This window comes from Rhodoferax sp., assembly GCF_044236835.1.
Classification (GTDB): Bacteria; Pseudomonadota; Gammaproteobacteria; order Burkholderiales; family Burkholderiaceae_C; genus Allorhodoferax.
The window spans coordinates 262,724-277,706 of sequence record NZ_JBIIGC010000002.1 but is presented as its reverse complement, the minus strand read 5'-3'; the positions used below and the strand labels follow the sequence as shown (position 1 = coordinate 277,706).

13 protein-coding genes and 1 other RNA gene are annotated in these 14,983 nt (G+C 59.0%); 5 read left to right on the top strand and 9 right to left on the bottom strand.

Annotated elements, in window-relative coordinates:
• Positions 1 to 27 precede the first annotated feature (27 nt).
• On the top strand, positions 28 to 339 hold the full coding sequence (locus tag ACILRC_RS02910) for a c-type cytochrome (protein ID WP_395667840.1): 312 nt from the start codon (positions 28 to 30) through the stop codon (positions 337 to 339).
• 66 nt (positions 340 to 405) lie between these two features.
• Here ACILRC_RS02910 and acs read toward each other — a convergent pair whose 3' ends face one another.
• Entirely contained in the window at positions 406 to 2,307 is a 1,902-nt protein-coding gene (acs, locus tag ACILRC_RS02905; protein WP_395667863.1) for an acetate--CoA ligase, read from the bottom strand.
• 237 nt (positions 2,308 to 2,544) lie between these two features.
• Here acs and ACILRC_RS02900 point away from each other — a divergent pair, with 237 nt between their 5' ends.
• Positions 2,545 to 4,098: a fumarate hydratase gene (locus tag ACILRC_RS02900; protein WP_395667839.1), complete on the top strand. Its 1,554-nt coding sequence runs from the start codon at positions 2,545 to 2,547 to the stop codon at positions 4,096 to 4,098.
• Positions 4,099 to 4,102: 4 nt separating this feature from the next.
• Complete coding sequence (murI, locus tag ACILRC_RS02895; protein ID WP_395667838.1) at positions 4,103 to 5,002, top strand: glutamate racemase; 900 nt, start codon at positions 4,103 to 4,105, stop codon at positions 5,000 to 5,002.
• A gap of 552 nt (positions 5,003 to 5,554) precedes the next feature.
• Here murI and ACILRC_RS02890 read toward each other — a convergent pair.
• From ACILRC_RS02890 to ACILRC_RS02875, 4 genes are all read right to left on the bottom strand, one after another.
• Positions 5,555 to 5,863 (bottom strand): hypothetical protein, encoded by a 309-nt coding sequence (locus ACILRC_RS02890; RefSeq protein WP_395667837.1) that lies wholly within the window; start codon positions 5,861 to 5,863, stop codon positions 5,555 to 5,557.
• A gap of 121 nt (positions 5,864 to 5,984) precedes the next feature.
• The gene (locus ACILRC_RS02885; protein ID WP_395667836.1) at positions 5,985 to 6,662 is read right to left on the bottom strand and encodes a hypothetical protein; all 678 of its coding nucleotides are present in this window, start codon (positions 6,660 to 6,662) and stop codon (positions 5,985 to 5,987) included.
• A gap of 786 nt (positions 6,663 to 7,448) precedes the next feature.
• Positions 7,449 to 7,745, bottom strand: a complete 297-nt coding sequence (locus ACILRC_RS02880; protein WP_395667835.1) for a hypothetical protein — start codon at positions 7,743 to 7,745, stop codon at positions 7,449 to 7,451.
• Between the two features lie 99 nt (positions 7,746 to 7,844).
• Positions 7,845 to 8,237, bottom strand: coding sequence for a tautomerase family protein (locus tag ACILRC_RS02875; protein WP_395667834.1), 393 nt, complete (start codon positions 8,235 to 8,237; stop codon positions 7,845 to 7,847).
• Between the two features lie 902 nt (positions 8,238 to 9,139).
• Here ACILRC_RS02875 and ACILRC_RS02870 point away from each other — a divergent pair.
• Entirely contained in the window at positions 9,140 to 9,346 is a 207-nt protein-coding gene (locus ACILRC_RS02870; protein ID WP_395667833.1) for a hypothetical protein, read from the top strand.
• A gap of 220 nt (positions 9,347 to 9,566) precedes the next feature.
• Here ACILRC_RS02870 and ssrA read toward each other — a convergent pair.
• The 4 genes from ssrA to ompA form a co-directional block, all read right to left on the bottom strand.
• Positions 9,567 to 9,955, bottom strand: a transfer-messenger RNA (tmRNA) gene (gene ssrA / locus ACILRC_RS02865).
• Positions 9,956 to 9,967: 12 nt separating this feature from the next.
• Positions 9,968 to 10,639, bottom strand: coding sequence for a phosphoglycolate phosphatase (gph, locus tag ACILRC_RS02860; protein ID WP_395667832.1), 672 nt, complete (start codon positions 10,637 to 10,639; stop codon positions 9,968 to 9,970).
• 1 nt (position 10,640) lies between these two features.
• Positions 10,641 to 11,354, bottom strand: coding sequence for a bifunctional 2-polyprenyl-6-hydroxyphenol methylase/3-demethylubiquinol 3-O-methyltransferase UbiG (gene ubiG, locus ACILRC_RS02855; RefSeq protein ID WP_395667831.1), 714 nt, complete (start codon positions 11,352 to 11,354; stop codon positions 10,641 to 10,643).
• 70 nt (positions 11,355 to 11,424) lie between these two features.
• Positions 11,425 to 12,093, bottom strand: coding sequence for an outer membrane protein OmpA (ompA, locus tag ACILRC_RS02850; RefSeq protein ID WP_395667830.1), 669 nt, complete (start codon positions 12,091 to 12,093; stop codon positions 11,425 to 11,427).
• A gap of 231 nt (positions 12,094 to 12,324) precedes the next feature.
• On the opposite strand from ompA, the gene gyrA reads away from it, so the two are divergent.
• Positions 12,325 to 14,973 carry a DNA gyrase subunit A gene (gene gyrA, locus ACILRC_RS02845; RefSeq protein WP_395667829.1) on the top strand — a complete coding sequence of 883 codons (2,649 nt, stop codon included), beginning with the start codon at positions 12,325 to 12,327 and terminating at the stop codon, positions 14,971 to 14,973.
• Positions 14,974 to 14,983: the final 10 nt, after the last annotated feature.

Sequence of the window (14,983 nt, the reverse complement as noted above, 5' to 3'; positions counted from 1 at the left end):
TTGGGTCGAGCGATGGGAGAGATAAACATGCAATCCAAGTGGCTGACTACCTTGTCGCTTTGCGCTCTGATGTTTGTTGCCCTGCCAGCTCGCGCAGACCGCGCGCTGGCCACTGCAAAAAACTGCATGAGCTGCCATGCAATGGAGCGCAAGTTGGTGGGACCCGCGTTCAAGGACGTCGCGGCCAAGTACCGCGGAGACAAGGCAGCCTCCGACCGCTTGACCCAAAAAATCATGGAAGGCGGCGTCGGCGCCTGGGGCAAAGTACCCATGCCCTCCAACCCCCAAGTGAGCGAGGCGGAAGCCAAACGCTTGGCGGCATGGGTGCTGAGCCAGTAGCCTACGCCGCTTGGCTGCGGCGCCCCAGACCATTTTGGCCAGGGTCGCAGCCTCAGAGTAGCAGCCTTAGTAGGCCTGGCCAAGCTGGCTGAGAATGGCTGGGTTCTCCAAGGTGGAGGTGTCTTGGGTGATGCTTTCGCCCTTCGCAATCGAGCGCAGAAGGCGGCGCATGATCTTGCCGGAACGGGTTTTTGGCAGGTTCTCGCCAAAGCGGATGTCTTTGGGCTTGGCGATCGGTCCAATCTCTTTGCCCACATGGTCGCGCAACTGCTTGGCAATGGCCTTGGCTTCATCGCCCACCGGTAGCGGGCGCTTGAGCACCACGAAGGCACACACAGCCTCGCCGGTGGTGTCGTCCGGGCGTCCCACTACGGCGGCCTCGGCCACCAACTCGGTGCAGCTCACCAAGGCCGACTCAATCTCCATGGTCCCCATGCGGTGGCCCGACACGTTGAGCACGTCGTCGATGCGGCCGGTGATGGTGAAGTAGCCGGTCTTGGCGTCGCGGATCGCACCGTCGCCTGCCAGGTAGTACTTGCCCTTGAAGTCGTCGGGGTAGTAGCTTTTCTTGAACCGCTCCGGGTCGCCCCAGATGGTGCGGATCATGGACGGCCAAGGCTTCTTGACCACCAAAATGCCGCCCTGCCCGTTGGGCACGTCTTTGCCGGTTTCGTCCACGATCGCTGCCTGGATGCCGGGGAAGGGCAGCGTGCAGGAACCCGGCACCATGGGCGTGGCACCCGGCAGCGGCGTGATCATGTGGCCGCCGGTTTCGGTTTGCCAGAAGGTGTCCACGATGGGGCACTTGCTGCCGCCCACATGCTTGTAGTACCACTCCCAGGCGGCAGGGTTGATGGGCTCGCCCACCGAACCGAGCAGGCGCAAACTGGAGAGGTTGTAGCTCTTGGGGTGCACAGCGTCGTTGGCTTCGGCTGCTTTGATCAGCGAGCGAATAGCGGTGGGCGCGGTGTAGAACACGGTGCACTTGTGGTCTTGGATCATCTTCCAAAAGCGCCCTGCGTCCGGGTAGGTGGGCACGCCCTCGAACACGATTTCGGTGCCGCCCAAGGCCAAGGGGCCGTAGGCAATGTAGGTGTGGCCAGTGACCCAGCCGATGTCGGCAGTGCACCAAAACACATCGTCGGCTTTGAGGTCAAAGGTCCACTTTGTGGTGAGCGCCGCGTGCAGCAAGTAGCCACCGGTGGAATGTTGCACGCCCTTGGGCTTGCCGGTGGAGCCCGAGGTGTAGAGCAAAAACAGCGGGTGCTCGGCCTCAACCCATTCGGGTTCACACACGCTGGACTGACCAGCCACCAGATCGTCCATCCATATGTCGCGCCCGGCAGTCATGGCAATGGCGGCGCCACTGCGCTTGACCACCACCACGTTCTTGATGGAGTCGCAGCCACCCAGACCCAGGGCCTCGTCCACGATGGACTTGAGCGGCAACTGCTTGCCGCCGCGCACCTGGTGGTCGGCAGTGATCACTGCCACCGCGCCGGTGTCTTCAATGCGGTCGCGCAGGCTTTGGGCTGAGAAGCCACCGAACACCACCGAGTGGGTTGCGCCAATGCGGGCGCACGCCTGCATGGCGGCCACGCCGTCGATGGACATGGAGATGTAGATCACCACGCGGTCACCTTTTTTGACGCCGATGGAGCGCAGGCCGTTGGCGATTTGGCTGGTCCGTGCCAGCAGGTCTTGGTAATTGATCTTGGTAACTTCGCCGCCGTCAGCCTCGAAAATGATGGCGGTCTTTTGGCCTAGGCCTTTTTCGACGTTGCGGTCCAGGCAGTTGTAGGAAACGTTGAGCTTGCCGTCCGCAAACCACTTGAAGAACGGCGCATTGCTCTCGTCCAGAACCTGGGTGAAAGGCACCTTCCAGGTAACAAACTCCTTGGCCAAGCGGCCCCAAAAGCCTTGGTAATCGGCATCGGCTTCTTCGCACAACGCTTGGTAGGCGGCCATGCTGGGGATGGCCGCATTCTTGGCAAACTCAGCACTGGGAAGATAGACCACGCTGTCGGTGTCGCCTGTTGTATTCATAGGGTGTCTCCTCGGTTAATTCAAACTGGGCGCATGGTGGTGCCACCCACTTACAACTCACTGACTTGAGAGCCGCAGCGGACCGTCAGCGCGCAGTTGGGCAGATTGGCTAAACTCGTGTGAATGCCCCTAGACATCCTACCGCCAAGACACTGACCCATGACAATATCCATTCGACAAGTAGACCTGATTGAGTCCATTGCAGCGGCCTTGCAATACATCAGCTACTACCACCCCGCCGACTACATCGCGCACTTGGCGCGCGCTTACGAGCGCGAGCAAAGCCCGGCAGCCAAAGATGCCATCGCGCAGATCTTGACCAACAGCAAGATGAGCGCCACCGGCCACCGCCCGATCTGCCAAGACACCGGCATCGTCAATGTGTTTTTGAAAGTGGGCATGGATGTGCGCTGGGAAGGCTTTACCGGCAGCCTGGACGACGCCGTCAACGAAGGCGTGCGCCGCGGCTACAACCACCCCGACAACACTTTGCGCGCCAGCGTGGTGGCCGACCCCGAGTTCTTGCGCAAGAACACCAAGGACAACACGCCCGCGGTCATCTTCACCGAGATCGTGCCAGGCAACACGGTGGAGGTGACGGTTGCTGCCAAGGGCGGCGGCTCGGAGAACAAAAGCAAGATGATCATGCTCAACCCCGGCGACTCGGTGGTTGACTGGGTGCTCAAAACCGTGCCCACCATGGGCGCGGGCTGGTGCCCGCCGGGCATGCTGGGCATCGGTATTGGCGGCACCGCAGAGAAGGCGGTGCTGATGGCCAAGGAAAGCCTGATGGACGACATCGACATGTACGCGCTGCAGCACAAGTCCAGCAGCGGTGCCGCCCTCAGTCCAGTAGAGAACATGCGGCTGGAGTTGTACGAGAAGGTCAACGCCCTGGGCATCGGCGCCCAAGGCCTGGGCGGCCTGACCACGGTGCTTGATGTCAAGATCAAGATGTACCCCACCCACGCCGCCAGCAAGCCGGTGGCCATGATCCCCAACTGCGCAGCCACCCGCCACGCCCACTTTGTGATGGATGGCAGCGGCCCGGTGTACCTAGACCCACCTTCGCTGGACCTGTGGCCCGACGTGCATTGGGCGCCCGACTACCAAAAAAGCAAGCGGGTAGACCTCAACACCCTGACCAAAGACGAAGTAGCCAGCTGGAAGCCTGGCCAAACCCTGCTGCTCAACGGCAAGATGCTGACCGGCCGCGACGCCGCCCACAAGCGCATCCAACAAATGCTGGCCAAGGGCGAAAAGTTGCCAGTGGACTTCACCAACCGCGTCATCTACTACGTGGGCCCGGTGGACCCGGTCGCAGGCGAAGCGGTTGGCCCCGCCGGCCCCACCACCGCCACCCGCATGGACGGCTTCACTGAAATGATGCTGGCGCAAACCGGCCTGATCTCCATGGTGGGCAAGGCCGAGCGCGGACCGGTGGCTATCGAAGCCATCAAGAAGCACAAGAGCGCCTACCTGATGGCCGTGGGCGGCGCGGCCTACCTGGTCAGCAAGGCCATCAAGCACGCCGAGGTGGTGGGCTTTGCCGACCTGGGCATGGAAGCCATTTACGAGTTTGATGTGGTGGACATGCCCGTCACTGTGGCGGTAGATGCCGGCGGCACCAGCGCCCACACGACCGGCCCGGCAGAGTGGCAAAAGAAGATTGCCACCGGCGAATTCAAAAACATCAACATCCAGTCGGTCTGATCCCTTGGCCGCTCGCGAAGTAGAGCACCGCCCCATCGGCGTGTTTGACAGCGGCGTGGGCGGCCTGAGCGTGCTGCAGGCGCTGCAAGCCGAGCTGCCGCATGAACGCTTTGTGTATGTGGGCGACCAAGGGCACGCACCCTACGGCGAGCGCGACGATGCGCACGTCTTGGCGCGCTCCCGCGCCATCACCGATTACCTGCTGCTACACCACAGCATCAAGGCCTTGGTAGTGGCCTGCAACACCGCTACCGCCGCCGCCATTTGGCACCTGCGCGCGGCCTACCCCACCTTGCCCATGGTGGGCGTGGAGCCGGCACTCAAACCCGCAGCAACGCAAACCCGCACTGGCGTGGTGGCCGTCATGGCCACGCGCGGCACGCTGCAAAGCGACAAGTTCAAAGGCCTTTTGTCCGGACTAGCGGGTACGACGCAATTCCGGCTGCAGGCATGTGACGGTTTGGCCGACGCCATCGAGCGCAACGACGTCGAGCGCATCCAGGCGCTGTGCGTCACCTACACCCAGGCATTGGGCCCGTTTGGCACCGCAGACGGCCAGGCCGACGTACTGGTGCTGGGCTGCACCCACTACCCCTGGATAGACCCGCTGCTGGAGTCGCTGGTGGGCGCGGCCATCCCCCGCATCGACGCGGGCGCACCCGTGGCCAAACAAACCCGCCGGGTGCTGCAGGACCATGGGCTGTCGGCAAGCACCGACACACACGCTAGCCCGTTGTTCACCCCCTTAGCGAGCAAGTCTGTCGGCGTGCACGATGCAAGTCCTGCCACCATGACGACCTGCGCGTCGACGCTGTTCTGCTCCACTGGCGACCCATCAGCGCTGCAAAACGCTGTAAAGCGCTGGCTTCACTGCAATGTGGAAGTGACACCGATCAGCGTTTGAGCGGCGCGGTAGGAAGATAGGCTGGGCGCGGGGCACCGCTTGGACAGTTCATGGATGTGCGGAGCAATCGATGCACAAGGTAGTTCCTCAACGTCCGCGCCAATTGTTCCCCACTGATTCCCCCACTTTGCGCCAGCGCAGGTCAGCAGGCCCGCAGCAACCACAAAAAGGCGGCGTGTGCGTTGGCCAATAAACTGGCGCGCATTTGCTACGCCACGCTCAGGGACAAGAAGCCGTTTGGCGAGCAGACAGTGCGCCTGAGCAAGAAGATCAACAGGGAGAGTTTGAGACCATCATGGCCGACCGGGTTCGCCCCATACCGACAGACGCCAATAACTCTTGTGGCAGCTTGCCTGCCGTTTGTAACGACTGGCGCATCGGTAACGCAGATTCCATGTCGGCACGGACCACACCAGAGTCCACTTTAGATGCCGGATATACGACTGCAGGCGCATCCCCAACAGCCAAACTATCGGTCAGTTTCTTGCGCTTGTGGGGGAGTCCATATATGAAAGGTTAGGCCTCAGCGATTGGCAGACCCTTGAGAATGCTTCAAGGGAGTTGCCAAAGTGCTTGATAGTTAATGATCGGCCTCTCGAACTCAGCGCCGAGTGCGATGAACTCTTTGGCGAGTTCTCCCATCTCCGGCAAGGTTGCCATAGCTTGTGCATGTTCAAGCGTATCCCAGACGCTGACATTGATCATGGTCAACGATGACTCGTCGGTGGCAGCGTAGTAGTTCAAACAACCAGGGAGTCTCTTGATTGCAGGAATGAGTGTCCTTCCTGCATCAGCCATTCGCTTTGTGAATTCATCGTGTGACACGGCCGGGTAACTTCCTTTGGAGATGCGAACGTACATTTGGGTATTCCTTCTTGGCGTAACGGCTCGAAAAGGCGTGAATCTTGAGGCCTAACGTAGAAGTCACCGGCGCTGCGCGGCTTTATCGCGCAGCGTCCGTGTGGACTGCCGGGTTGGGCACTTAGCGCGGATAGAGACGTTTTTCAATTTCGACCTCAAACCACTCAACGAAGCGCTCTGCCTCAGCCAGTGCCACCAACAACTTTTCAGCGGTAACGTGCAGCGTAGGTGGCATGAGCCATGACTTTTCACATTCGTCGGAATCTGCGAGCAGAACAGCTTCCCGTTCATCAACAAAGAATGGGTGATGGATTTTTTCAAGGTCTGCATCAGCGTACTGGGCGCGACGACTAATTATTGAGGCCGGATGCTCGATACGGTTTCGCGCTAGAACAACCTCGCTAAGCATTTGAAGATTGGCTGGCACGACATCGAAGTCGATGGACAGGCGACTGGAAAAATGAACTATGTAGCCTCTTAGCCAGCCGTTTTTCTTGAATTCCGACTTCTTGAGTGACTCGTCGACAGGGTGGCCACTTTCCCGTTCCCAAGCTTTCAAATAGAGGTGTAGGGATGCAGCAAGCATCGAGATGCACGAATACGCGAGTACATGTAAAGACTCATCGGCTTCCAGCCATTCCTCGAGAAAGGGAGGCTCGCCATCTTCACTGTATGGCGACATAAAGGGATCTTCGCCAGTCTCAATTTTCTGTTTGCGCTCAACGTATGGTGCCGAAGCAACCGCATATAGCTGGCGAATGAACGCGATTCGCTGGGTCAAGAAAAAACGCACGTCCACTCGCCCGCTCCTGATGGGCTTCTAGCGCCTGCGAATACAAACGCCGTCAATAGCACCGCGGTCTTTCAAACACTTCGACCCCGGACCGCAATCGGTGTCAAACGAGCATGTATTTCCGTATGTGCGGTTTGGATCAAGGGGAGCGGAAACAGGCTCCCGGTCGTTCTTGTTGCCAGGGGAAATTCCTCCGGCGCAGATACCATAAATATCCCCACGGCCTTTGAGGCACTTACTGCCGGGGCTGCAGTCCGTATCAAATGAGCAAGCAAGTGAGATTGCAGGTGCAAAAAATACAACTGTGAAAAGTGCCTTGATGAGTTTCATGCTGCCTCCTCATAAAGTGCCCAACGTGAAGGTGAGCTGACGCCGTAGGCGGTCCGCTCGAATGACATGTTATGCAGAGCCGCAACGGATGCGACCGTTTGGTGCATAGCGAGCTCGTTCACCATCCGATCTCTCCGTCGCTCACCTCGTGACCAGCTTCCACAACCGGCAAGCCTCCACCGCCGTCAGGCGCTGGCTCGACCTTCGACGTTAGAAACACCTCAGTAATTCGCCGACGGCTGAACGAATGCGAGAGATGGTCCCCCCAGATTTGCGCGCTGGCCTCCGTTGTCGCAACCACCACGAAGCACGCGGGCCATTCAAAGTCCTGGTCTTCAGGTAACGCACAGGTATCGCGGAACCAAGCGGTGTAGAGATAGCGAGCAGTTTCAGAGCGCTGCATAACGTTTGAATTCAGCCGACCAGCCAGCGAAGCTGGCGCAGGTCGGCTGCAATGAGAGGTTATGCCGCTTGACGCAGCCAGTCATTGAACCACTCCGTGGGGATCAGCACTTGCTCGAAGTCTCCGGCCCGCAGTTCATCAATTGAATATGTGTTGGCCAAGTAGAGGTCCCACTGAGTTTCAACATCAGTGAGGATTGGAAGCAACTTCTCAATTTCAGGTTCGGGGTCAATTTCAAGATATTGACACCAGAACCTGTCGCACCACTCTGCGATTGCCTTGTGAGAGTACGGAGATGACTCAGGTACCGCCCCCCACTTGAGCATCTGAATCGCAGCTTCGCGGGTGAAAGGCATGTCCGCTGGCTTACTCAACTGCACTTCGCGCTCCTCCTACTCATGCGGCATAACGTCGCCGCTCAGCCGACGCCGAAGGCGGTCGGATGGAGCGGCCTGTTAGGCTTTTGAGTGATAGTCAGCATAAGCAACTCCATGACCGAGCGACCAATCCATGCGTGAATTTTCAACCAGTGCAACCATGATGTCGTCTGCTCGAAAGCCAGCTTGCACTGCTCTGTCAGCAATGTGACGGAATAGTGCTCGTTTCTGATCATCTGTGCGCCCGGTCAAAAAAACTATTTCAGCGATGCAAGCATCGTTGGAGCGGTTTACACCTCCGAAATGAGGGTCAAGAACAATTTCTTCGGCTTCAAAGCGAGAAATTAGTTGAAAAAGATCGTTCGGCGGAACATTGCAAGTCTTCACTAGCCCATCTTGAACCGCCTCGGCAAGGGCTTTTACCTTGCTTATTGAGAGGTGCTTTGGGGCTGATATTTTGGTGAGTGGCATATAGACAGTGAATTTAACCCTTCTGCGACAGCAATGTCACGCCGAGCGAATGGAGCCCGGGCATCGGCTCATCTTCAAGGTTGTAGGCAAGGCTCAAGAAAGAAAACCATCACCGAATCTACTTGACGAAAGGGGAAGTCCCACTAGAGGGGTTAGGCGTCACTTCATGACTCGTCCCAAAGTGGCTCAGTCGCACTTCAATGCCTGTAGAAATGGCTCGGCAGCGAAGCCACCATAAACGGTCAGCACTTCCGTCGAGTGATTGTCAGCCAAGAGACCGCTGCTTTCGATTTGCCTAACCACTTCCGCGTATTCATGAGACGCTTCGGCTGCGAGTATTGCCTCCTCCGACATCCAAGCGGTAATGGTCACACACTGGGTATCTGTCCTTGTAAACATGACGCCGACACATCCGGGGCGAGCTCGCAACATTGACAGTGATTTCGTGTTGGCGAAGACCTCAAGTTCTTGGCCTTTCCCAGGGGTAAGGCCAACTGTCCATATTCGAATGAGCATGATTGAACGTCAGTAGTAAAGGGGGTTGTTTAGGTCGAGCTGGTGGTGCGGTCGCGTTTGTGAAGCCTAACTTTGATATATCCCGCAATTTTGCGGGATAACAAGGGAGGCAGTCAGATAACGTGGTTCGTTGTTCATCAAAAAACCTCTTGTTTTCATGGACTTACAGCACTATACTGTATTTAAGTACAGTTATATTGAATCCGACAAAGTCGCCGCTCCCGTTGTGCGCTCAGTTCGGGTGCTTGACCAACTTAGAGAGCGCATTCGGTACCTTCACTATAGCCTTCAAATCGAAAAAGCCTACTTGTACTGGGCACGGTTTTTCATCTGTTGGCACGGACGCAACGGCTCCATGCGCCACCCATCGACAGGCCCTCAAATGGATGAATTCCATTGGCCGTCCGCCAGAGCGCAAGCGTGTGCCTGTCGTACTCACGGTGCCACAGGTGCAATCGGTGTTGGGCTTGATGGACGGGGTTGAAGGCACCCTGGCCAAGCTTCTGTATGGCACAGTAATGCGCTTGGCTGTCATGCCGCATGCTTTGGAAGCCAAGTACCCGCGGGCCGGACAGTCGTGGGCTTGGCATTGAGCGATTCTCCGCTTTGGGTCCTGTCTAGCTTGAGGGAAGCACATGCTGACTTGAGCCGAGGGCTAGGGGGTGAACACCATCCGACTGGTCAGCGATTCCCGGAATAGGTGGTCAAGCAAACCGGAATACGCACGACAGACTGCCTTGTTTCGTAAGTTATTGATTCACATAAGAAAAATGCCGCTTGTTGGACAACAACAAGCGGCATTGGACAAGCGTTTGGTGGAGCTGGGGGGATTTGAACCCCCGTCCGCAAACCTTCTTCGAGCAGTTCTACATGTGTAGCCGTCTGGTTTGGATCTCGCTCTTCACATCGCGCAGCGGCACGCTATGCAAATTACCAGCAACCTATTGTCTCGGTCCGCCCTAAGTTACCCAAGGCGGGCCCAGCCGAATGAAATTACCCCACAGCCTGGACGACCTGACCTTGCGGTCTGACCACCCTTGCCCAGCCTATCGGCTTGCTGTTGTGAGGCTCACGCGCAATTAAGCGGCGAGTGCGAAACGTTCGTCGTTTGCAGTTAGTTTGTTTGAATCTGTTTTACGAGCGCACTCAGCTCGACATGCCCTGCTGCGCGTCCGAATCCACGTCGAAACCAGTGCAGCCCCAAGCGGCCTATTTTAGGCCGGGGCCAGCCATTGCAACAGGCCCAGTGGAGATTTAATCTCGGCGTGCGCGCCCCAGCTGCGGGTGTCTGCGTTGCTCCCCAAATACCCGTAGGTGGCCGCAACCGAACCCATGCCAGCGGCCAAGCCCGCCACCATGTCGCGCTCGTCGTCGCCTACGTACAGGCATTGCGCAGGCGTCAGGTCCAGGCGGCGCGCAGCTTCGAACAAGGGCTCGGGGTGGGGTTTGGAAAATGCGGTGGTGTCGCCACAGACCAAGGCCGCACAGGAAGAAAACAGTGCCATTTGCTGCGTCAGCGGCACGGCGAACCGCTCCGACTTGTTGGTAACCACGCCCCAGCGCAATCCGCGCTGCTGCAACTGCGCCAGAAGCTCGGCCACCTCAGGGAATGGCCGCGTTTGCTGGGTCATGCACGCTGCGTAGTTGCAGAAAAACTCCTCGCGGTACGCGGGAAACTGCGGGTCGTCCGGGCCCATGCCAAAGGCCACCGCCATCATGCCGCGCGCACCCGCTCCCGTCATCGGGCGGTACTGCTCAAACGGTAAGGAGGGCATACCACGGGCCACCCGCATCTGGTCGGCTGCAGCGGCCAGATCGGGCGCGCTGTCGATCAAGGTGCCGTCCAAATCGAACAGCACCGCGCGAACACCGGTGAATGCGCTCACCTTATTGCGCCGCCTTCTGTGTGGCCAGCAGGTAATTCACGCTGGTGTCCGCGCTGAGCCAATAGCGCTGGGTCAAGGGGTTGTATTCCATGCCCTTGGACTCGCGCAAGTCCAGCCCGCTGCGCCGGCAATGGGACAGCAGTTCCGATGGGCGAATGAACTTGGCGTATTCATGGGTGCCGCGGGGCAGGAGCTTGAGTACGTACTCGGCGCCCACAATGGCGAACAAAAAGGACTTGGGATTGCGATTGAGCGTGGAGAAAAACACCCAGCCGCCCGGCTTAACCAGCGTGGCGCAGGCCTGCACCACGGAGCCGGGGTCAGGAACGTGCTCTAGCATTTCCATGCAGGTGACCACATCAAACTGGCCCGGCATTTCGGCGGCCAAGGCCTCGGCGCTTACCTCGCGGTAGGTGGTGTTGGGGGTCGCAGCCTCCAGCGCATGCAACTGTGCCACCTTGAGCGCCTTGGTGGACAGGTCGATCCCGGTAGCGATGGCCCCTTTGCGGGCCATGGCGTCGGTCAAAATCCCCCCGCCACAACCCACATCGAGCACCCGCAGGCCGGACACCGGGCACAACTGGTCGATCCAGTCGAGCCGCAAGGGGTTGATTTGGTGCAGCGGGCGAAACTCGCTGTCTTGGTCCCACCAGCGGTGCGCTAGTTCTGAAAACTTGGCCAGTTCGGCGGGATCTGCGTTGGTTTTTATGTCCATAGCGCGATTATGTTGGGGCCAACAAAAAACCCGCCGTGGCGGGTTTTTTGAGCGGGGGTCGCCTTACTTATTACTTGACAGCGCGGGTACCCACCACTTCGATTTCAACGCGGCGGTTCTTGGAGCGCCCGTCTGCGGTCTTGTTGTCCGCTGCAGGTTGCTTCTCGCCCTTGCCTTCGGTGTACACACGGTTCTTCTCGATACCCTTGGACACCAAGTACGCCTTCACAGCCTCGGCGCGTGCCACCGACAGCTTCTGGTTGTAAGCGTCGCTACCAACGGAGTCGGTGTGTCCAACCGCAATGATCACTTCGAGGTTGATGTTCTTCACCTTGGCAATCAGATCGTCCAGCTTGGCTTTGCCTTCGGCCTTGATGACGTGGCGGTCAAAGTCGAAAAATGCGTCGGCTGCATAAGTGACCTTGGTTGCCACAGGCGCTGCTGCCACGGGTGCGGGAGCCGGTGCGGCAGGTGCGGGAGCTGGTGCAGCGACAGGAGCCGGTGCGGGCGCTGGGGCGGGGGCTGGGGCAGGAGCCGGTGCGGGCGCTGCAATCGCACCGTCGCAACCCTTGGCCGCCGTCGCAGGGGTCCAAGAAGAATTGCGCCAGCACAGCGAGCCGTCGCCGTTCTTCACCACATCGCCGGCGGAACTGCGCCAGTTGTCGACGGTTTGTGCACCGGCTGCAGACGCGAGCGCTCCTGCAGCGATCAAAACGGCCAGTTTGTTCATTGCTTTCATAGATGTCCTTTGTGCGAGGCAAACAGCAGCTGCGCTGCGATTAGTAAAAGTCGTAACACCAGCAAAGCGGGCTTCGGATGTGTGCGCGGATTGTGCCACAGCGTTCTTTGCCCGCTGGCGCTATATGGCGTTGGCAGCGGGGCGACGTCGCATAGACACAACTGTTTTGGCCAGGAGCGACAAATAGCCAGACGTAGAATCTTAGGTTGTCCAAGCCTTGCGTCCCCCCCAATGACCCAGTTCGCCAAAGAAACCCTGCCCATCAGCCTCGAAGAGGAAATGCGTCGCAGTTACCTGGATTACGCGATGAGTGTGATCGTCGGCCGTGCCTTACCCGACGCGCGCGACGGGCTCAAGCCGGTGCACCGGCGGGTGCTTTTTGCGATGCACGAGCTCAACAACGACTGGAATCGGGCCTATAAGAAGTCCGCCCGCATCGTCGGCGACGTGATTGGTAAGTACCACCCCCACGGCGACCAATCGGTGTACGACACCATCGTGCGCATGGCGCAAGATTTTTCCATGCGCCATATGTTGGTCGATGGCCAGGGCAACTTTGGCTCCGTGGACGGCGACAACGCGGCGGCCATGCGCTACACCGAAATCCGCCTTGCCAAGATCGCACACGAGCTGCTGGCCGACTTGGACAAGGAAACCGTGGATTTCGGTCCCAATTACGACGGCTCTGAAAAAGAGCCACTGGTGCTGCCGACCCGCATTCCAAACTTGCTGGTCAATGGCTCGGGCGGCATCGCTGTGGGTATGGCCACCAACATCCCGCCACACAACCTCAACGAAGTGGTGGACGCCTGCCTGCACCTGCTGCGCCATCCCGAGGCCTCCATCGATGAATTGATGGAGATCATCCCGGCTCCCGACTTCCCTACCGCCGGCATCATTTACGGCATCAATGGCGTCAAGGACGGCTACCGCACCGGGCGCGGCAAGGTGGTGATGCGTGCCAAGTGCCACTTCGAGGACATCGACAAAGGCCAGCGCCAGGCCATCATCGTCGACGAGCTGCCGTACCAGGTGAACAAAAAGACGCTGCAAGAGCGCATGGCAGAGCTGGTCCACGAGAAAAAGATCGAGGGCATCAGCCACATCCAGGACGAATCGGACAAGTCCGGCATGCGTCTGGTGATCGAGCTCAAGCGCGGCGAAGTGCCCGAAGTGGTGCTCAATAACCTGTACAAGCAAACCCAGCTGCAGGACACCTTTGGCATCAACATGGTCGCCTTGGTCAACGGCCAACCCAAGCTGTGCAACCTCAAAGACCTGATCGAAGTGTTTTTAGACCACCGCCGGGAGGTGGTGACCCGGCGCACCGTGTTCAATCTTCGCAAGGCGCGCGAACGCGGCCATGTGCTCGAAGGCCTTGCTGTGGCACTGGCCAACATCGACGAGTTCATCTCCATCATCCGCAACGCACCGACGCCGCCAGTGGCCAAGACGGAACTGATGCAACGCCGCTGGGACAGCAAGCTGGTGCGCGAGATGCTGACCCGAAGCCGTGCCGACGGTGGTGTGGTCAACGCCGACGACTACCGCCCGGATGGTCTGGAAAAAGAATTTGGCATGGGCGCAGACGGCCTGTACCGGCTGTCGGAAACGCAGGCGCAAGAAATTTTGCAAATGCGCCTGCAGCGCCTGACTGGCCTAGAGCAAGACAAGATCGTGGCCGAGTACAAAGAGGTGATGGCCGAGATCGAAGACCTGCTGGATATCCTGGCCAAGCCCGAACGCGTATCCGTCATCATCGGTGACGAGCTGGGACATGTACGGCAAGAGTTTGGCCAAACCAAGATGGGCGCGCGCCGCAGCTTGGTGGAGCACTCGTCCTTTGATTTGTCCACCGAGGACCTGATTACACCCACCGACATGGTGGTAACCATGAGCCACAGCGGCTATATCAAGAGCCAGCCGCTCGGTGAGTACCGGGCACAGAAACGGGGCGGGCGCGGCAAGCAAGCCACGGCCACCAAAGAGGACGACTGGGTCGACCAGCTTTTTGTGGCCAACACCCACGACTACATCCTGTGCTTCTCCGACCGCGGCCGGCTTTACTGGCTCAAGGTGTGGGAGGTTCCCCAAGGTTCACGCGGCTCGCGTGGCCGACCCATCGTGAACATGTTTCCCCTGCAAGACGGTGAAAAAATCACTGTAGTGCTGGCGCTCACCGGCGAAAAGCGCACTTTTCCAGCCGACCAGTATGTGTTCATGGCCACCAGCATGGGCACCGTGAAGAAGACCGCGCTCGACGAGTTCAGCAACCCGCGCAAGGGCGGCATCATTGCGGTCAACCTAGACGAAGGCGACTACCTGATTGGCGCCGCACTGACCGACGGCAAGCATGATGTGATGCTTTTTAGCGACGGCGGCAAGGCAGTGCGGTTTGACGAAGACGATGTGCGCCCCCTGGGCCGCAACGCCCGTGGCGTTCGCGGCATGTCGCTGGAGCCCGGCCAAAGTGTGATCGCCATGCTGGTCGCTGAGGACGAACAGCAAAGCGTACTCACTGCCACCGCCAACGGCTTCGGCAAACGCACCAGCATCATCGAGTACACCCGCCATGGGCGCGGCACCAAGGGCATGATCGCCATCCAACAATCCGAGCGCAACGGCAAAGTGGTAGCAGCCACGCTGGTGCATGCGGAAGATGAAATCATGCTGATCACTGACAAGGGCGTGCTGGTGCGCACCCGCGTCTCCGAAATCCGGGAATTGGGTCGCGCGACGCAAGGCGTCACTTTGATTGGCCTGGACGAGGGCTCCAAACTCAGCGGCTTGCAACGCATTGTCGAGAACGACGCCAATCCGTCGACCCCCGAAGACGACAACGAAACTGGCGCAGCCGACGGTACCGGCGAGACCGCCTGACGCCAGCCTG